At 74.2% G+C, this 18,309-nt stretch carries 18 protein-coding genes; 11 read left to right on the top strand and 7 right to left on the bottom strand.

Features of this window, described 5'->3' with window-relative positions; translation table 11 throughout:
• Positions 1 to 128: 128 nt before the first annotated feature.
• From FGI33_RS07160 to FGI33_RS07145, 4 genes are all read right to left on the bottom strand, one after another.
• A complete protein-coding gene (locus FGI33_RS07160) occupies positions 129 to 1,658 on the bottom strand; it encodes a cation:proton antiporter (protein ID WP_119435542.1) in 1,530 nt (509 codons plus the stop codon).
• A 64-nt stretch (positions 1,659 to 1,722) separates the two neighbouring features.
• Positions 1,723 to 2,346, bottom strand: a complete 624-nt coding sequence (locus FGI33_RS07155; RefSeq protein WP_237582441.1) for an alpha/beta hydrolase — start codon at positions 2,344 to 2,346, stop codon at positions 1,723 to 1,725.
• Entirely contained in the window at positions 2,343 to 3,320 is a 978-nt protein-coding gene (locus FGI33_RS07150; protein WP_119435352.1) for a ring-cleaving dioxygenase, read from the bottom strand. Before FGI33_RS07150 ends, FGI33_RS07155 begins: the two co-directional genes overlap by 4 nt.
• 128 nt (positions 3,321 to 3,448) lie before the next feature.
• A complete protein-coding gene (locus FGI33_RS07145; protein WP_119435351.1) occupies positions 3,449 to 4,252 on the bottom strand; it encodes an Ltp family lipoprotein in 804 nt (267 codons plus the stop codon).
• A gap of 154 nt (positions 4,253 to 4,406) precedes the next feature.
• Between FGI33_RS07145 and FGI33_RS07140 the strand changes: the two genes are divergently transcribed.
• A complete protein-coding gene (locus FGI33_RS07140; RefSeq protein WP_237582440.1) occupies positions 4,407 to 5,534 on the top strand; it encodes a hypothetical protein in 1,128 nt (375 codons plus the stop codon).
• Between the two features lie 100 nt (positions 5,535 to 5,634).
• Positions 5,635 to 5,988 carry a VOC family protein gene (locus FGI33_RS07135; RefSeq protein ID WP_119435689.1) on the top strand — a complete coding sequence of 118 codons (354 nt, stop codon included), beginning with the start codon at positions 5,635 to 5,637 and terminating at the stop codon, positions 5,986 to 5,988.
• 22 nt (positions 5,989 to 6,010) lie between these two features.
• Here FGI33_RS07135 and FGI33_RS07130 read toward each other — a convergent pair whose 3' ends face one another.
• Positions 6,011 to 6,451 carry an iron chaperone gene (locus FGI33_RS07130; RefSeq protein WP_086520580.1) on the bottom strand — a complete coding sequence of 147 codons (441 nt, stop codon included), beginning with the start codon at positions 6,449 to 6,451 and terminating at the stop codon, positions 6,011 to 6,013.
• A gap of 105 nt (positions 6,452 to 6,556) precedes the next feature.
• On the opposite strand from FGI33_RS07130, the gene FGI33_RS07125 reads away from it, so the two are divergent.
• Both FGI33_RS07125 and FGI33_RS07120 read left to right on the top strand, forming a co-directional pair.
• Positions 6,557 to 6,826, top strand: a complete 270-nt coding sequence (locus FGI33_RS07125) for a hypothetical protein (protein WP_119457174.1) — start codon at positions 6,557 to 6,559, stop codon at positions 6,824 to 6,826.
• Positions 6,827 to 6,891: 65 nt separating this feature from the next.
• On the top strand, positions 6,892 to 8,022 hold the full coding sequence (locus FGI33_RS07120; protein WP_119435671.1) for an SDR family oxidoreductase: 1,131 nt from the start codon (positions 6,892 to 6,894) through the stop codon (positions 8,020 to 8,022).
• Here FGI33_RS07120 and FGI33_RS07115 read toward each other — a convergent pair.
• Entirely contained in the window at positions 8,009 to 9,247 is a 1,239-nt protein-coding gene (locus FGI33_RS07115) for a DUF418 domain-containing protein (protein ID WP_237582439.1), read from the bottom strand. The two genes, FGI33_RS07120 and FGI33_RS07115, sit on opposite strands and share 14 nt — an antisense overlap.
• 129 nt (positions 9,248 to 9,376) lie before the next feature.
• Here FGI33_RS07115 and FGI33_RS07110 point away from each other — a divergent pair, with 129 nt between their 5' ends.
• Genes FGI33_RS07110 through FGI33_RS07095 form a run of 4 tightly spaced genes read left to right on the top strand, consistent with a single transcriptional unit; the run spans position 9,377 to position 13,127 of the window.
• Positions 9,377 to 10,312 carry an ABC transporter ATP-binding protein gene (locus FGI33_RS07110; protein ID WP_237582438.1) on the top strand — a complete coding sequence of 312 codons (936 nt, stop codon included), beginning with the start codon at positions 9,377 to 9,379 and terminating at the stop codon, positions 10,310 to 10,312.
• Entirely contained in the window at positions 10,309 to 11,172 is an 864-nt protein-coding gene (locus FGI33_RS07105; protein ID WP_119435590.1) for an ABC transporter permease, read from the top strand. Before FGI33_RS07110 ends, FGI33_RS07105 begins: the two co-directional genes overlap by 4 nt.
• A 39-nt stretch (positions 11,173 to 11,211) precedes the next feature.
• The gene (locus FGI33_RS07100) at positions 11,212 to 12,456 is read left to right on the top strand and encodes a sensor histidine kinase (RefSeq protein WP_237582437.1); all 1,245 of its coding nucleotides are present in this window, start codon (positions 11,212 to 11,214) and stop codon (positions 12,454 to 12,456) included.
• The gene (locus tag FGI33_RS07095) at positions 12,453 to 13,127 is read left to right on the top strand and encodes a response regulator transcription factor (protein WP_237582436.1); all 675 of its coding nucleotides are present in this window, start codon (positions 12,453 to 12,455) and stop codon (positions 13,125 to 13,127) included. Before FGI33_RS07100 ends, FGI33_RS07095 begins: the two co-directional genes overlap by 4 nt.
• A gap of 25 nt (positions 13,128 to 13,152) precedes the next feature.
• On the opposite strand, the gene FGI33_RS07090 is transcribed toward FGI33_RS07095, so the two are convergent.
• Complete coding sequence (locus tag FGI33_RS07090; RefSeq protein ID WP_237582435.1) at positions 13,153 to 13,836, bottom strand: DUF4232 domain-containing protein; 684 nt, start codon at positions 13,834 to 13,836, stop codon at positions 13,153 to 13,155.
• A gap of 368 nt (positions 13,837 to 14,204) precedes the next feature.
• Between FGI33_RS07090 and FGI33_RS07085 the strand changes: the two genes are divergently transcribed.
• The 3 genes from FGI33_RS07085 (at position 14,205) to mmsB (ending at position 18,220) form a co-directional block, all read left to right on the top strand.
• Positions 14,205 to 15,347: a substrate-binding domain-containing protein gene (locus FGI33_RS07085; RefSeq protein WP_119401534.1), complete on the top strand. Its 1,143-nt coding sequence runs from the start codon at positions 14,205 to 14,207 to the stop codon at positions 15,345 to 15,347.
• Positions 15,348 to 15,470: 123 nt separating this feature from the next.
• Complete coding sequence (gene mmsA, locus FGI33_RS07080; protein WP_119434986.1) at positions 15,471 to 17,015, top strand: multiple monosaccharide ABC transporter ATP-binding protein; 1,545 nt, start codon at positions 15,471 to 15,473, stop codon at positions 17,013 to 17,015.
• Positions 17,012 to 18,220, top strand: a complete 1,209-nt coding sequence (mmsB, locus tag FGI33_RS07075; protein ID WP_119434985.1) for a multiple monosaccharide ABC transporter permease — start codon at positions 17,012 to 17,014, stop codon at positions 18,218 to 18,220. Before mmsA ends, mmsB begins: the two co-directional genes overlap by 4 nt.
• The last annotated feature ends 89 nt before the right edge of the window (positions 18,221 to 18,309 follow it).

Genomic DNA, 18,309 nt, shown 5'->3' with positions numbered 1-18,309 from the left:
GCGGGCGGTGCACCCAGGCTCGCGGAGCGGCCGCGTGCGCGCGTCCTCCTCGGGGCCCCCGCGCCTCGTCCCGAGGGGGGAGACGCGGGGCCGGCCCGGCCGCGTGATCCGCGGGAGGGCGTCACCGATCAGCGCGCGTCGTCCGCCTCGCGCCGGCCGAGGGCCACGTCCTCCGCGTCGATCATCCCGAGCACGGCGCGCACGGCGATCTCCGGGTAGCGCCCCTCGCGCCGGGCCGCGAGCACGGCGACGCGCTCGGCGTCGATCATGCGGCGCCGCACCCGGTCGTGCGTCAGGCGCTCGGTCGTGGTCTCCGGCAGGGCGTCGTCGCCCGGTCCGTCGTCCGCGCCGTCCTCCCGCATCGCCACGGCGCGCGCCGCGAGCCCGGCCTCGCGCGCCTCGTCGAGGAGGCGGTCGCGGTCGGAGCGCTCCTGGTCGTCGGCGGAGTGCCCGAGCCGCAGCCGGCGGATGATGGCGGGCAACGCGAGCCCGCCGACCAGCGTCCCGGCCACCATCACGAACGCGAGGAACTGGAGCAGCTCCCGCTCCGGCGTCTCCTCGGGCAGGAGGAACGCGGCGGCGAGCGTCACCACGCCGCGGACACCGGCGGACGACACGGCGGTCACGGTGCGCCAGGTCCAGGTGCGGGCCCGCAGCCGCGCCGGCCCGTGGTCGAACAGCACCTTCGCGAGCGCCACCGAGGCGAAGCGCGCGGCGGCGAGGACGGCGAGGAGCAGGATCGAGAGCCCGGCGATCGCCCATCCGTCGAGGCTCGACTCGGGCAGGTCGCGCAGGATGCCGGCGAGGCTCAGCCCGATGATGAGGAAGACCGCGTTCTCGAGCAGGAACTGGATCGTGCGCCAGTTCACCGACTCCGCGATGCGCGCCTCGGGCGACTGGATGAGCGGAGACCGGTAGCCGAGCACGAGGCCGGCCGCGACGACCGCGAGCACGCCGGATCCGCCCAGCTCCTGCGCCGGGATGAAGGCGACGTACGGGATCGCGAGCGACAGGCTCGTGTCGAGCACGGCGGAGCGCAGGTAGCGGCGCACGGCGGAGAAGAGGAACGCGACCGCGAGGCCGATCGCCACGCCCAGCAGCACCGCGACGAGGAAGCCGCCCGCGACGTCGATCGGGTGCACGACGCCGACGATCGCGGCGATGGCCGTGTTGAGCGCCACGAGCGCGGTCGCGTCGTTGAGGAGGCTCTCGGTCTCGAGGATCGACATGACCCGGCGGGGAAGCTTCACGCGCCCGGCGACGGCCGAGACCGCGACCGCGTCCGTCGGCGCGACGACGGCGCCGAGGGCCAGCGCCGCCGCGAGCCCCACGGCCGGCACGAGCGCCCACAGGGTCAGCCCGAACGCGAGCAGCGTGAACACGACGACGCCCACCGAGAGCACGACGATGCTGTCGCGCCGGGCGCGGATGTCGGCGAGCGGCGTCCGGATCGCGGCCGCGAACAGCAGCGGCGGCAGCAGCCCGTAGAGCACGGCGTCCGGCTCGATCACGAGCTGAGGCACGCCCGGCACGAACGACAGCGCCGCGCCGACCGCGACCAGCGCCACGGGCGCCGACCAGCCGACGCGCCCCGCGAGCCCCGAGACCGCGACGGTCACGACGACGAAGGAGACGACCCAGGCGATGATCTCGGGCATGCGCGGCTTCCGGTCGGGGCGGTCGGGGAGGGGTGGGGCGGGACGGGACGGGCCGCGGCGGGGATCAGCCGGTGCGGAGACGCGCGCGGGCCGCGTCGAGGTCCCTCGCGTCGAGCCCGTGCCCGCCCGGTCGCACGTGGGAGGTGACATCGGCGCCGCGGGCCAGCGCCTCGCGCACCGTCCGCTCCACGTCGACGAGCGGCGCCATGGCGTCCGCGTCGCCGTTTAGCAGCGTGATCCGCGTGCCCGACAGGTCGGCCGCGGGCTCCCGGTCGCCGAGCGGCCAGCGCGCGGAGAAGGCGATCGTCTCGGGCAGCGCGGACGGGTGCAGCAGCGTGGTCGCCAGCGCCATGTTCGCCCCGTTCGAGAACCCGACAGCGAGGATCTCCCGGTCCCCCAGAGCGTAGGCCGACCGGGCCTCGGCGACCAGGTCGGCGAGCTCGGCCGCGCGCGCGACCACGTCGTCGACGTCGAAGACGCCCTCGGCGTGCCGGCGGAACCAGCGGGCCGCGGATCCCTCGCGCACGCTCCCGCGCGGCGCCAGCACGGGCTGCCCGGGCGCCAGGAGCCGCGCGAGCTCGAGGCCCTGCCGCTCGTCGGCGCCCGTGCCGTGGAGGCCGAGGATCACGGGGCCGGTGTCGGCGCCCGGCTGGAGCACGTGAGGCGTGCGGTCGAGGAGCGCGCTCACGCCGCGGATCCGTCGGCCGGGGCGGGCTCCTCGTCGGGCAGGCGGAGCGGCGGCACGGCGGCCTCGATGTCGGCGCGGCTGGGCTCGAGCCACGGCGGGAGGCGGAGGCTGCGGCCGAGCTCGAGCAGCGGCTCGTCGATGTCGAAGCCGGGGGTGTCCGTCGCGATCTCGAAGAGCACGCCGCCGGGCTCGCGGAAGTAGATGGAGGTGAAGTACTGCCGGTCGAGGATCTGCGTCACCTGGTGCCCGCGATCCACCAGCTCGTCGCGCCACGCCTGCTGCTCGACGCGGCCGGGCACGCGGAACGCGACGTGGTGCACGGTGCCGCCGGCCGTGAGGCCCTGCTGCGCGCCCGGGTCGGCGACGAGGTCGACGATCGCGCCGGGCCCGCCGTCGCCCGCCGCGAAGCGGAAGCGGCCGTCGCGCTCGTCCACGAGCCGGAGCCCGAGGTCGTCGGTGAGGACGGACGCCGTGCCCGCGGGATCCCGCACGGTGAGCACCGAGGAATGCTGGCCGCGGATCGCGTGCTCGGCGGGGACGTCGGCCGAGTCCCACGGCGCGCGCGGGTCGTCGACGGAGGAGGCCACGAGGTCGATCTGCAGCCCGTCGGGGTCGCGGAGCGAGAGGCGCTCCTCCTCGGATCCGCTCGACGAGATCGACGAGGCGACGCCGACCTGACGCAGGTGCTCGGCCCACCAGCCGAGGCTCCCGGCGGGCACGGAGAACGCGGTCGTCGTGGACTGGCCCGCGCCGACGCGGCCCGCGGGCACGCCCTTCCAGGGGAAGAAGGTGAGGAGGGATCCGGGCCGGCCCTCGGTGTCGCCGTAGTAGAGGTGGTAGCTGCCGGGACTGTCGAAGTTCACGGTGCGCTTGACGAGCCGGAGGCCCATCGCGCGCACGTAGAAGTCGACGTTCCGCTGCGGGTCGCCGCCGATGGCGGTCACGTGATGCAGTCCCTGGGTGCTGGCGGTCATGAGGCGCTCCTTCCGCGCGGCCCGGTCGGGCCATGTCCATGCAAACGCATGAGACGGCGGATCATTCCCGGTGGGACGGAGGAGGGGAGGCGGCATCGGCGCCACCTCCCCTCCTCCGCGCTCACGTGTCAGTCGTCGAGGTGCGCGATGGCGTAGTCCGCCTCCTCCGCGGTGAACTTCTCGCCGTACTCGCTCGTGAGCTGGTCCCGGATCGCGGCGGGCGACATCGCCGCCATCTCCCGATACGTCTTCGCCTTCGCGAGCGCGTTGGCGTTCCAGTCGGCCTGGACGTTGTCCACGGCGTACTGCGCGGCCTCCGGCGTGAACTGCTCGCCGTACTCGCTCGTGAGCTGGTCGTACAGGCCGGCCTTGCTCATGTCGAGGCCGTTCGCGTAGGTCTCCGCCTTGATGAGCGCGGTCGCGCTCTCGGCTGGGACGGCGGGTGCCGCGGGCGCGGCGGCTGCGGTCGTCTCCTCGGCGACGGGTTCGGTCGCCTCGGGCGTCGGGGTCGGCAGCGCCTCGGCCTCGGCGGACGACTCGACGACCCCGGCGGTGCCCGTGGAGCTGCCCGCAGTGCCGAGCGCCGCGGCGAACACGAGGGTCACGACCAACGAGGTGACGGCCCCGACGGCGCCGAGCGACAGGCCGGTGATCGCCATGCCCTTGCTCTGGGCGCGACGGAGGGCGAGGATCCCGAGCACCACGGCCGCCGCTCCCGCGATCAGCCCGAAGAACGGGGCGAGACCCGTGAGGAAGGCGACTATGCCGACGACCAGCGCGGCGACAGCGAGGCCCTTCGGGCGGACGCCGTAGGGCGGCGGCGGCGGCGGCATGGTGGCCGTGCCGGCGGGGGTGGGCGGCCCGTAGGGGCCGGTAGGCGTGGGCTGGTGCGGGTCCGGGGACGGGTATCCCGGCTGCTCGGGTGCGGTCATGCCCGCAGCATGCCAGCGCGGCCGCCGCGTGGAGGACCGATCCCGGGTCGCCAGGACCCCCACTTCGCGGCGCGGGGACCCCCACTTCGCGGGCATCGGTCCTGACCGTGGTCCTCGCCCATCCCCCTAGCCTGGATCGACGAGGGAGACGCCCATGGACCTGCGCTGGCTGAGCGCGCCCGACGACGAGGTCGCGGAGGCGATGCGCACCGTGCGCACCGGCGCCCGGCCGTCGTGGGTCCCGTCGCGCCGCAAGGTGCTCGCGCACGTCAACGACTCGCTGATCCTCTGGTGCGTCTGCATCGTCCTCATGTACTTCGGCATCGTCACCGACGGCGCGGGGGACGGCACCGTCACGCCCGCGACGATCGCGGGGCTCGCGGGAGCCGCCATGGTCCTCGCCGTCTGGATCCTCGGATCCCGCCTCCTGCACCGCTGGGCGGCCCGGCCGCCGTCGCCACGCGCCCGCGGACGGGAGTGGCGCCAGCACCTCACCGCGCTCGCCAACGGGTTCGCGCCGCAGCCGAGCGGCGGCCGCACCTTCCGCGCGCTCATCACCGAGGACGCGGGCGGCGTGCTCGTCGTCCCGCGCTTCCGCGCCGCGGGCGTGGAGTTCGGCAACGTCGTCCGGAAGCGCGCCCGCCGCACCGGCTGGAGCTACGTGGCGGTGACGCTCCCCGTGCCGCTGCCGCACCTGCTGCTCGACGCCACCGCGAACGACGCGCGCGGCGGCGACCTCCCGGCGAGCGTGCGCGGGGGCCAGCGCCTCTCCCTCGAGGGCGACTTCGACTGGCACTTCCGCCTCTTCGCGCCCGCGGAGTACGAGCGCGACGCGCTCTTCCTGCTGACGCCCGACGTCATGGCGGCGCTCGTCGACGACGCGGCGGACTTCGACGTCGAGATGGTCGACGACACGCTCGTGTTCTTCCGCCGCGAGCTCGCCGACTTCGCCGAGGCGGGGCCATGGGAGGCGGCCGGGCGGATCCTCGACGGCGTCGCCGCGCGCATCCGGCGACGCGCGGTCCGGTACCGCGACGAGCGCGTGCTGCTCGGCGCCGGAGGGCGGGCCGCGCCGCTGCGCGCGGACCTGGACGAGCAGGAGCCGGATCCCCGCGCCCCGCGCATCGCCGCCGACGGCCGTCGCCTCGACGTCCGCGACCGCCGCACCGGCTGCCTCGGCGCCCTCGGCTGGTTCGCGTGGATCGCGTTCCGCGCCTCGCTGATCTTCGTGCCCGCGGTCTTCGCGATCGCGGGCTTCATGTCGATCGTCGACGGGCGCTGACCGGCGGGTGGGCCTCAGCTGGTCGTCGACGCGCGATCCGCCCGGCGCAGCGTCGACGCCGGGGCTTCCCCCGCGGATCCGCAGCAGCCAGCATGAGCGCATGGGACGCATCCTCGGCATCGGCGGTCTGCTCTTCCGCGCGGACGACCCCGTCGCGCTCACCGCGTGGTACCGGGACGTGCTCGGGCTCGACCTCGACGCGCAGGGCGTGTGGCAGCAGGAGGCCGGCCCCACCGTCGTCGCGGCCGCGGCGCGCACGGCGCCGCCGTCGCGGGCGCCGGAGCAGCGGCTGATGCTGGACCTCCGCGTGAGCGACCTGGACGGCCTCGTCGCGCGCCTCGCCGCGGCCGGCGCGGAGGTCGCGCCCGGCATCGAGGACATGCCCGGCGTCGGACGCTTCTCCTGGGTGACGGATCCCGAGGGCTCCCGGATCGAGCTGTGGGAGCCGAGCTGACGGCAGTCCCGTCGCCGCCCGCTCAGCCGCCGACGGCCCGCCGCACCAGCTCCGCAACGCGCTCCTCGTTCGCGGGATCCACCGCGGTCAGCGCGTAGGAGGTCGGCCACATCGTGCCCTCGTCGAGCTGCGCCGGATCCTGGAAGCCGAGCGTCGAGTACCGCGTGCCGAACTTCGAGCCCGGCTGGAAGAACACGACCGGCTTGCCGTCGGCGTCCGCGTAGGCCGGGAAGCCGTACCAGGTCTTGGGCGCGAGGTCGGGCGCGTGCTCGAGCACGATGCCGTGCAGCCACTCGGCGATCGCGCGCTCCTCGGGCGGCATCGCGGCGAACGCGTCGAGCACGCCCTGCAGCGCGGCGGCCTGCTTGTCGGCGGCCTTCTGCGCCTTCGCCTCCTCGCGCAGCTCGCGGGCGCGCTGCTTCATCGCGTCGCGCTCGTCCTTGGAGAAACCGCTGTCGGTCATGTCCGCTCCCTCGCGTGGTGGTGTGCCTGGAGCGTGGCAGGTGCCGGGGGAGCCGGCAAGCGCCGCGCGGATCCCGCACCCTCGCCGACGGCGTACCGTCGGACCATGAGCACCCACGAGCAGGACCAGCCCATCATGGACGGCGCCGGCGAGGCCACCGCGGACGAGAAGCGCGCCGGGCTCGCCGAGCAGGTCGCCTACGACCACCGCGACAGCGGATCCGAGGCCATGGCCGCCGACCTCGACCGCCGCACCGCGGACGCCGGGCTCGCCGAGGAGCCCGCCGATCCCGCGGCGACGCAGGCGACCTCCACCGGCCGCGACGGCGTCGACGGCGAGGCCGACGCGGAGGTCGACGGGCCGCACCCCGCCTGATCCCCGACACGCCCGCGAGGAGCCGCCCGGAATGCCCCGGCGGCTCCTCGTCGTTGGGGCAGGGGATGACCGAGAACCGAGAGACCCCCGTCCGCACGTCCGCCCCCGCCGCATCCCCCCGCTCCGACGGCACCGGCCGCACGGCCCTCGTCGTCGGCGCGACCGGCATCAGCGGATCGGCGCTGGTCGACCAGCTCACCGCCGAGGGCTGGGACGTGCTCGCCCTCAGCCGCCGCGCCGGGGCCGACCGCCCGGGCGTCCGCTGGATCAGCGCCGACCTGCGCTCCGCCGACGACCTCCGCCGCGTCCTCGCGCCCGAGAAGCCCACGCACGTGTTCTTCACGGCGTGGTCGCGCCAGGCCACCGAGCAGGAGAACATCGACGTCAACGGCGGCATGGTGCGCGACCTGCTCGCCGCCCTCGACGGCGCGCCCGTCGAGCACGCCGCGCTCGTCACCGGCCTCAAGCACTACCTCGGCCCGTTCGAGGCGTACGGCCAGGGCAACATGCCCGACACCCCCTTCCACGAGGAGGAGGAGCGCCTCGACGCCCCCAACTTCTACTACGCGCAGGAGGACGAGCTCTTCGCCGCCGCCGCGCGCCAGGGCTTCACGTGGTCGGTGCACCGCTCGCACACCGTCATCGGGCACGCGGTCGGCAACCAGATGAACATGGGCCTGACCCTCGCGGTCTACGGATCCCTCTGCCGCGACCTCGGCCTGCCGTTCGTCTTCCCGGGCAGCGAGACCCAGTGGAACGGTCTCACGGACGTCACCGACGCGACCGTCCTCGCCGACCAGATGGTGTGGGCGTCCACCGCCGAGGCGGGCCGCGACGAGGCGTTCAACGTCGTCAACGGCGACGTCTTCCGCTGGCGCTGGATGTGGCCGCGCCTCGCCGTCTTCTTCGGCGTCGAGCCCGTCGGGTTCCAGGACGCGCCGCGTCCGCTCGAGCAGCAGATGGCCGGCTACGAGGACGACTGGGCGCGCATCGCGCGCGAGGCCGGTCTCGCCGAGTCCGATCTGAACCGCATCGCCTCCTGGTGGCACACCGACGCCGACCTCGGCCGGGACATCGAGGTCGTCACCGACATCAGCAAGAGCCGGCTCGCCGGGTTCCACACGCACCACCGCACCCTCGACAGCTTCCTCGGGCTGTTCGAGCGCTACCGCGCGGAGGAGCTCATCCCGCGCTGACCGGCTGCGCGGGCGCCGCGGGTCCCGCGGCCGGGCGCCCGTACGCCAGGCGGCGGATGGCCCACTCGGCGGGACCCGCCCGGCCGGCGCGCTCGAGCGCCACGGCCACCGCGACCGTGACGAGCCACACGCCGATCGCGATCAGCGCGATGCGCGCCGTGCCCGCGCCGACGCCGAGGGCGAGCGACCACGGCTCCAGCAGGATCGCGAACAGCGCCGACTGGAGCAGGTAGCACGTCATCGAGCGGCGGCCCACGGCGACGAGCGCGCGGAGCACAGGTCCGGGCGCGGGATCCCCGAGGCGGGCCCGCGCCGCGACCGCCCAGCCCACGAGGCCGAGCAGGCCGAGCGCACCGCCGACACCGGTCGCGCCGTGCAGCACGCCGAGCAGGTAGAGCGCCACGGGATCCGCGTCGATCGCGCCGACCGTCGCGAGCACGAGCGGGAGGGCGCCGAGCACGCTGACGGGCATCCCCACGAGCGCCAGCCGGCGCAGCAGCGGCACGTGCGCGGCCGGGTCCTCGAGCACCCGGCGGCGGCCGAGCAGGATCCCGATCGCGGCCAGCGGCACGAGCGCCCCGACCGTCACGGGCGTCGCGACGACGAGCGCCGTGAGCGCGACCGCCCGGCTCGCGAGGTCGCCGAGGAAGGTGCCGTCGCCGCCGAGGAGGGATCCGGATCCGTCGTCGCCCGTGAGGCCGTCCGCCCCCGCCACCACGAGGAACACGATCGCGGGCGCCCACACGAGCACGCGGAACGCGCGGTCGCTCGCGCGGTACGTGGCCGCGAGGGCGAGCCCGAGGATCCCGTACGACAGCAGGATGTCGCCCTCGAACAGCAGCACCACGTGCAGCGCCCCGAAGACCATCAACCACAGGCTGCGGCGGAGGAGCAGCCGCTGCGCGCGCGGTCCGTCGACGCCCGCGGCCGCCTGGCGGCGCAGGATCACCGCGAACCCGTACGCGAACAGCATCGTGAACAGCGGGAACGCGCGGTTGTCGACGAGCGTGCCCACGAGCGCGTCGGCGACGTGGTCGAGCGCGGTGCCGTCCGACGGGCGGCCGAGCGGACCCGTCGGGCGGCCGGCGATGAAGTAGACGGAGTTGGCGAGCGCGATGCCGAGCAGCGCGATCCCGCGGAGGAGGTCGGGCGCGAGGCTGCGCTCCGCCGCGGACGTCGGGCCGGCGGAGGGGACGGGCGCGGGGGATGCGGGGAGCGGGGTCACGGATCCAGCCTGCCCGCCAGGTGATCGGCCCGCCACCGCGGCCGCGCGCCCGCATCCACCGATCGGCCGATGCCGTGGATCGACCGCTCGGCCGTTCCGCTCTCGCCCGCCGACCGCCACGCTGGATCCATGACCACAGCAGCCGTCGAGGAGCACGTCAGCGTGCGCGACCTCGAGAAGACCTACGGCACGACCACCGCCCTCCGGGGCGTCACCTTCGACATACACCGCGGCGAGACGTTCGCGCTCCTCGGCCCGAACGGCGCCGGCAAGTCGACGACCATCGAGATCCTCGAGGGGTACCGGCTCCGCTCGGGCGGATCCGCGACCGTGCTCGGCGTGGACCCCGCGACCGGCGGCCGCGCCTGGCGCGCCCGCATCGGCATGGTGCTCCAGTCGAGCTCCGAGAGCGGCGCGATGACGGTCCGCGAGCAGGTCGCGCACTTCGCCGCGATGTACCCGCGGCCGCGCGACGTCGACGCGACCATCGAGGCGGTGGGCCTCACCGAGAAGGCCGGCACGCTGCTGCGCGCGCTCTCGGGCGGCCAGCGGCGGCGGGTGGACGTGGCCCTCGGGATCATCGGACGCCCCGAGCTGCTGTTCCTCGACGAGCCGACCACGGGCTTCGACCCCGAGGCCCGGCACCGGTTCTGGGACCTCATCCGCGAGCTCAAGGCGGAGGGCACGACCATCCTCCTCACGACGCACTACCTCGACGAGGCGGCGCAGCTCGGCGACCGGGCCGCGGTGATCGCGGGCGGGCGCCTGGTGGCGATCGGCCGGCTCGACGAGATCGGGGGAGAGGAGGCGCGGATCCCGCGGGTGCTCTGGCGCGACGACGACGGATCCCACGACGAGCGCACCCGGACGCCCGGCGCGTTCGTGTCGCGTCTCTCGGCGGCGACGCCCGGCGGCGAGCCGCGCGACCTGCGCATCGTCCGGCCGAGCCTCGAGGACGTGTACCTCGGGCTGCTCGCGGAGGCGGGCGCCCCGGACCCGTCCGGGGCCGACGCCCCTGCCGCGACCCCCGCCGCCGCGGCCTCCGCCGAGGAGGTGGCGGCATGACCGCCGTCCGCCCCGCGCGTCCCGCCGCGGACCGCGCCCCGGCCCTGCCCGGCGTCCTCCCGCTCGGGATCCACCGCGTCCGCTACGAGGTGCGCCGCTACTTCCGCCAGACCGACACGATCATCTTCACGTTCCTGTTCCCGGTCATCATGCTGTCGATCTTCTCGGTGGCCTTCGGCTCGTCCGGGAACCTCGGCACGGCGCCCGACGGCTCCGGCGGCGTGAGCGCGGCGGCCTACTACCTGCCGGGCATGATCGCGGCGGGCATCCTCCTCTCGGGCGTGCAGAACCTCGCGGTCGACATCGCGATGGAGCGCAGCGACGGCACGCTCAAGCGACTCGCCGGATCCCCGCTGCCCGTGCTCTCGTACTTCCTCGGCAAGGGCGGGCAGGTCATCGTGACCTCGCTCCTGCAGATGGTAGTGCTGCTGCTCGTCGCCCGGTTCGCGTTCGGGGTGGAGCTGCCCACCGACCCCGGCCGGTGGGCCACGTTCGCGTGGGTCTACGCGCTCGGGATCACGTCGTCGGCCGTGCTCGGCATCGCGCTCAGCCGCATCCCGCGCTCCGGCGCCTCGGCCACGGCCGTCATCACGCCGATCGTGCTCGTGCTGCAGTTCATCAGCGGCGTGTACCTCACCTTCACGATGCTGCCGAGCTGGCTGCAGGACGTCGCCTCCTTCCTGCCGCTGAAGTGGATGGCGCAGGGCATGCGCGCCGTCTTCCTGCCGGACGCGCTCGCGGCGTCCGAGCGCGGCGGCACGTGGGACCTCCCGGGCGTGGCGGTCGTCCTCGCCATCTGGCTGGTGGGCGGCACGATCGCCGCGGTCGCCACCTTCCGCTGGATCCGCCGGGACTCCTGAGCGGTGCGCGACGGTCGGAGGGGATGGCAGGCTCAGGGGATGATCCCGGTCCGCACCGTCCACATCGCCTACGCGGTGACGATGGCGCTGCTGGTCCTGCTCACCCTCGGCACGGGCAGCGACGCCGGATGGGGCGCGTGGGGCGCGATCGCGACGATGACCGCCCTCTACCTCGTGATCGGCCGTCGGGCGCTCGAGGCCTCCGCGGCGGCGGCGGCCACGGAGGCCCGGCTCCCGCCGGAGCCGTCGGCCGTCGTCTTCCTCGCGCTCGTCATCCCGGCCGCGACCTGGGGCGTCGCGAGCCTGTCGTCGTTCGCGATCGTGCAGTGCGTGCTGTGCCCGCTCGTCTGGCTGCTCCTCGACCGGGTGCGCGACGCCGTCATCGGGACCCTCGTGCTCACCGGATCCATCGCCGTGGGCTTCGTGGTCGGCTTCGGGGACCTGCCGGGCGCGCTCCCGACCATGGCGGTGTCGCAGGGGCTCAGCCTCGGCGGGAGCGTCGCGCTCGGGCTGTGGATCACGCGCATCGCCGACCTCAGCCGCGAGCGCCTGCAGCTCCTGGAGGGGCTGCGCGCGGCGCAGGCGCAGGTCGAGGCGCTCGGCCGCGAGGCGGGGGCGGCCCGCGAGCGGGAGCGCCTGTCGGCCGACATCCACGACACGGTCGCGCAGGACCTCACCGGCCTCGTGCTGCTCGCCCAGCGCGGTCGGCGGGAGCTCCGCGGCGGCCAGGCGTCGGCGACGGACGCGACCCTGGCCGAGCTGGAGGAGGGAGCGCGCGACGCGCTCACGCAGACCCGCGCGATCGTCGCCGCCACCGCGCCCGTCGAGCTGACGGACGGCCTGGGCCAGGCCCTGGCCCGGCTCGGCGCGCGCCTGTCCCGCGAGACCGGCACCCCGGTCGCGGTGCGGGCGGACGCGGGCGTCGGATCCGTCGACCGCGACGCCGAGGTCGTCCTCCTCCGCTGCGCGCAGGAGGGCCTCGCGAACGTGCGGCGCCACGCGGGCGCGTCCGCCGTGGAGGTGGTCCTCGGGCGCGACGGCGCGGACGTGGTGCTCGCGGTCCGCGACGACGGCCGCGGGTTCGACCCCGCGCGCGCGTCCGGCGGGTACGGGCTCGACGGCATGCGCCGCCGGCTCGCCTCGGCCGGCGGGCGCCTCGACGTCGCGAGCGGCACCGGCGGCACGCGGCTCACGGCGCGGATCCCGGCGCACGCGGCGCCCGCCGATCCGCGCGACGTCGAGCCGTCACCGGCCACCGCGACCCCCGCCCGGGCCCGCGCATGACGCCCCCGCCCGTCCGCGTCGCCGTCGTCGACGACCACCCCGTCGTCCGCGCCGGCCTCGCCGCGCTCCTCGCGTCCGCCGACGACATCGACGTCGTCGGCCAGGCGGCCGACGGCGAGGCGGCGGTCGCCCTCGCCCGCGCGGAGCGCCCTGACGTCGTCCTCATGGACCTCCGCATGCCCGGTCTCGACGGGGTCGGCGCGACCGCCCGCATCCGCGAGGAGGCGCCGGACGTGCGCGTCCTCGTGCTGACCACCTACGAGACCGACGCGAGCATCCTCACCGCCATCGAGGCCGGCGCGAGCGGCTACCTGCTGAAGGCGGCGCCGGAGGAGGAGATCCTCGCGGGCGTCCGCGCGGTGGCCCGCGGCGACGTCGCCCTCGCCCCCGCGATCGCCGCCGCGCTGGTCCGCCAGGTGGCGCGTCCCGCCGCCGAGCCCGCGACGCCGACGCCGACGCTCAGCCCGCGCGAGACCGAGGTGCTCGCGCTCGTGGCCGCCGGCCGCACCAACGCCCGCATCGCCCTCGAGCTGCATGTGACGCCCGCGACCGTGAAGACGCACCTGCTGCACGTGTTCGAGAAGCTCGGCGTCGGCGACCGGACCCGCGCGGTCACGCTCGCGATGGAGCTCGGTCTGCTGCCGCCCGTGACCGGACCCGCGCGCGGCTGAGCCGCCCGCCACCCGGCGCCACGGGTCAGGACGCCACGAACCCGCCCACCTCGAGCAGCGCGTGGTCGCTCGTCGAGCAGGCGGGCTCCGGCCAGGCGACGAAGAGCGACGCGGTGGATCCGGGCGGGTACACGCGCAGGCCGTCGGCCGGGGTCAGCCCGCATTCCGCGTCGGGGTAGACCTGCCCGTCGGTGTAGTGCAGCGGCGCCTGGGCCGACGCGCCCGGCTCCAGGGTGACGGTGGGGTGGTCCGTGCCGCGGTCGAGCGTGGCGGGGAGGCCGAGCTGGGTGCCGTCCCCGTCCCCGACGAAGGAGACGCCCGGCCAGCCCTGCAGCGTGCACGGCGACGCGGACCAGTTGGTGAGCACGACGGTCACGCGCTGCTGGCTCATCCCCGTGCCCTCGCCCGGGTCGCCGCCGGGCCCGGACGCCGGGGCGATGGATCCGGTGAGCGCGTCGACCGCGCAGCGCGCGGCGTCCCCGGAGGCGGCCGGGTCGCCGGTCGCCCCGTCGGACGCGGCGGCGGTGGGGGAGGCCGCGGGCGTCGCGGTCGGGGTGCCCGTGGGGGCGACGCTGGCGGGCTGGTCGGCCGGGGGCGCGGTCGCGGATCCGCCGCCCGCGTCCGTGCAGCCGGCCAGCGCGAGGGCGGCGGCGAGGGCGAGCGGGGCGAGCAGGCGGGGGATGCGGGAGGGGCGGCGATCGGTGCTCATCACCCCGGTCTACGCCACGTCCCGACCGGGCGCGAGCGCCTGTCCGATCCGCGATCACGCCCCGGCGCGGCCGTCGCGCGCCCGCTCCGCCCCCGACCGAGGGACACCCCGGTAACGCTTGGATAACGTCTGTCGGATGCCGTATCGGCGGCTGCGGAAATGGATAAGTTCTGACCGACGACAAACGCACGGACGCCGCGACCCGGCCGCTCCGCCGGGGGTCGCGCCGCACCGAACCCGAACCACCACCAGCACTCACCGCACCAGCACCCGACCCGAGGACGCGTCGGCGCACCAGGCCTTCGCGAGGACGCGACCGCCGGGTGCACCGCACGACCCGGACGGGCCACCCGAGAGGACCCGCCGACATGGCATCCGGACGACACGCACGAAAGATCAGCTCCCTCCTCCTCCTCGCCGGCGTCGCCGTCGGCATGACCGCCTGCGCGCCCCAGGGCGCCACGAACACCGGCTCCGGCGACGGCGGCGACGCCGCCGGCGGCACCGAGTGCAACGTCGGCATCTCGATGCCTACGCGCAGCCTCGAGCGCTGGATCAACGACGGCGAGGGCCTGAAGACCAAGCTCGAGGGCGACGACTGCACCGTCGACCTCCAGTACGCCGACAACAAGACCGACGCCCAGATCAGCCAGATCCAGAACCAGGTCGCGGGCGGCGCCAAGATCCTCGTGGTCGCGGCCGTCGACGGCAAGACGCTCGGCCCGGCCCTCGAGGACGCGAAGAGCCAGGGCGTCACGGTCATCGCCTACGACCGCCTCATCAACGGCACGGACGCCGTCGACTACTACGCGACGTTCGACAACTACAAGGTCGGCACGCTCCAGGGCGAGTTCATCAAGGACACGCTCGACCTCGACAACGCGGCCGGGCCCTTCACGCTCGAGCCCTTCGCCGGCAGCCCCGACGACAACAACGCCGGCTTCTTCTTCGGCGGAGCGTGGGACGTCCTCCAGCCCTACGTCGAGAGCGGCAAGCTCACCGTGCCCTCGGGCAAGTCGCCCGCCACGAGCGCCGACTGGCAGTCCATCGGCATCCTTGGCTGGGGATCCGACGACGCGCAGGCCGAGATGGACAACCGCCTGCAGTCGTTCTACACGGGCGGCCAGAAGGTCCAGGTCGTGCTCTCGCCCAACGACAGCCTCGCGCTCGGCATCGAAGCGTCGCTCTCCAGCGCCGGCTACGCGCCCGGCGCCGACTGGCCCGTCATCACCGGCCAGGACGCCGACAAGGCGAACGTCCAGGCGATCCTCGCGGACAAGCAGTCCATGACCGTCTGGAAGGACACCCGGGCGCTCGGCGACCAGGTCCAGAAGATGATCGGCGAGATCGTCGCGGGCGACGAGGTCACCGTCAACGACACCAAGTCGTACGACAACGGCAACAAGGTCGTCCCGTCGTTCCTCCTCGACCCGCAGGTGGTCGTGAAGGACGACGTGCAGTCCGTGCTCGTCGACTCCGGCTTCCTCAAGGCGTCCGACGTCGGCCTGTAGCCCCACTCGCGGCCGACGGGCGCCCGGCACCACGCCGGGCGCCCGTCGGCCGCGCATCCGTCTCCACCCGGCGCGCGCCGATCCGGCACGCGCCACCGACCCGAACGGGAACCAGGAGCAGCAATGGACGACGTCATCCTGCAGATGACCGGCATCGTCAAGGAGTTCACGGGCGTGCGCGCCCTCGACGGCGTGGACGTCACCGTCCGCCGCGGCGAGGTGCACGCCATCTGCGGCGAGAACGGCGCGGGCAAGTCGACGCTGATGAAGGTGCTCAGCGGCGTGTACCCGCACGGCTCGTACGAGGGCACCATCACGATCGACGGCCGCGAGGTCCGCTACGGATCCATCAACGACAGCGAGCGCGACGGGGTGGTCATCATCCACCAGGAGCTCGCGCTCAGCCCCTACCTCTCCATCGCGGAGAACATCTTCCTCGGCAACGAGATGTCGCGCGGCGGCGTCATCGACTGGAACAAGACGAACCTCGAGGCCGTCAAGCTGCTGAAGCGCGTCGGGCTCGACGAGAACCCGGCGACGCGCGTGCTCGAGCTCGGCGTGGGCAAGCAGCAGCTCGTGGAGATCGCGAAGGCGCTCTCCAAGGAGGTGAAGCTCCTGATCCTCGACGAGCCGACCGCCGCGCTCAACGACGACGACTCGGCGCACCTGCTGGGCCTCATCCGCCTGCTGCGCGACGACGGCATCACGAGCATCATCATCAGCCACAAGCTCAACGAGATCCGGGCCATCGCGGACGACGTCACCGTCATCCGCGACGGCAAGACCATCGAGACGTTCCCCGTCACCGACTCGGACGAGATCGAGACGCGCATCATCCGCGCGATGGTCGGCCGCCCGCTCGACGCGCAGTTCCCGCCGCGGGATCCGCACATCGGCGAGGAGAAGCTCCGCGTCGAGGGCTGGACCGTGCACCACCCGGTGGACGTCGACCGCGTCGTCGTCGACGACGCCTCGTTCACCGTCCGCGCGGGCGAGGTCGTCGGGTTCGCCGGCCTCATGGGCGCGGGTCGCACGGAGCTCGCGATGAGCATCTTCGGGCGCTCTTACGGCACCGGCATCACCGGCCGGATCTTCAAGGACGGCAAGGAGATCCGCACCCGCACCGTGAGCGAGGCCATCAAGAACGGCATCGCCTACGCGACCGAGGACCGGAAGCGCTACGGGCTCAACCTCATCGGCAGCATCACGGTGAACGTCTCGGCCGCCGCGCTCTCCAAGCTCGTCAAGCTCGGCGTGATCGACCGCCACCGCGAGTACGCGGTCGCCGACGACTACCGCAAGAAGATGAACATCAAGACGCCCGACGTCGCGGGGGTGGTCGGCAAGCTGTCCGGCGGCAACCAGCAGAAGGTCGTCCTCAGCAAGTGGATCTACTCGGGTCCCGACGTGCTCATCCTCGACGAGCCGACCCGCGGCATCGACGTGGGGGCGAAGTACGAGATCTACAGCATCATCAACCAGCTCGCGGCCGAGGGGAAGGCGGTCATCGTCATCTCCTCCGAGCTGCCCGAGCTCATCGGCCTCTCGGACCGGATCTACACGATCGCCGAGGGGCGGCTCACCGCGGAGGTCTCCCGGGCCGACGCGACACAGGAGGAGCTGATGCGGCACATGACCGCCAGCCGGAAGTCAGGAGTCGACCAGTGACCGTCACCGCCGAGCAGGCCACATCGCCCAACGCGCCCGCGCCCGACGGCGTGAAGACGCGCAAGCGCCGCCGCATCGACCTCCGCCAGTACGGGATCCTCGCGGCCCTGGCCGTCATCATCCTGCTGTTCCAGATCCTCACCGAGGGGCGGCTGCTCTACCCGGGCAACGTCGCGAACCTCATCCAGCAGAACGCGTACGTGCTGATCCTCGCGATGGGCATGGTCATCGTGATCATCGCGGGCCACATCGACCTGTCGGTGGGCTCGGTCGTCGCGACGGTCGGCGCCGTCGCCGCGCTCAGCATGAACGAGTGGGGGCTGCCGTGGGGGACCGCGGTCGTGCTGTCGCTCGTGGTCGGCGCGCTGATCGGCGCGTGGCAGGGCTTCTGGGTGGCGTTCGTCGGCATCCCGGCGTTCATCGTCACGCTCGCGGGCATGCTCGTGTTCCGCGGCGTCGCGCTCGTGCTCCTCACGGGCGGCACGATCTCGGGCCTCCCCGCGGAGTTCAACTCCATCGGCTCGGGCAACCTGCCGACGACGGGCGCGCCCGACCTGCTCACGCTCGGGATCGGCGCGCTCGTGTCGCTGGCGCTCGTGGTCCAGCAGCTCCGCACCCGCGCCACGCTCCGCAAGCTCGAGCTGCCGCGCGAGCGGGCGATCTCGTTCTGGATCCGCACCGCCATCGCCGTCTTCGCGATCATGTACCTCTGCTACCTGCTGGCCTACAACCGCGGGACGCCGATCATCCTGATCATCCTGGCGACGCTCGTGCTGCTCTACTCGTTCCTCCTCACGCGCACGGTGTTCGGCCGGCACGTGTACGCGATGGGCGGCAACCTGTTCGCCGCGATGATGTCGGGCGTCAAGACCCGCTGGGTCAACTTCTTCATCTTCGTGAACATGGGCCTGCTCGCCGGGCTCGCGGGCGTCGTCAGCACGGCGCGCGCCGGATCCGCGGTGGCCTCGGCCGGCCAGAGCTTCGAGCTCGACGCCATCGCCGCGGTGTTCATCGGCGGCGCGGCGGTGCAGGGCGGCGTCGGCACGGTCGTCGGCGCGGTCATCGGCGGCCTCGTGATGGGCGTGCTCAACCAGGGCCTGTCGATCCTGTCGGTCGACGCGGCCTGGCAGCAGGTCATCAAGGGCCTGGTGCTGCTCCTCGCGGTCGCCTTCGACGTCTACAGCAAGCGGCGCTCCGGGCGCTGACCCGCGACGCAGCAGGACCTTCGGCCCGGCCGCTCCCCACTCGGGGGAGCGACCGGGCCGTCGTCGTGGGTGGGGGCGGTTCGCCCGCG

The organism is Clavibacter phaseoli (assembly GCF_021922925.1).
In the GTDB taxonomy this organism is placed as follows: Bacteria; Actinomycetota; Actinomycetes; order Actinomycetales; family Microbacteriaceae; genus Clavibacter; species Clavibacter phaseoli.
Note: the sequence above shows the minus strand (reverse complement) of the source record. Positions and strands in the feature narration are given on the sequence as shown.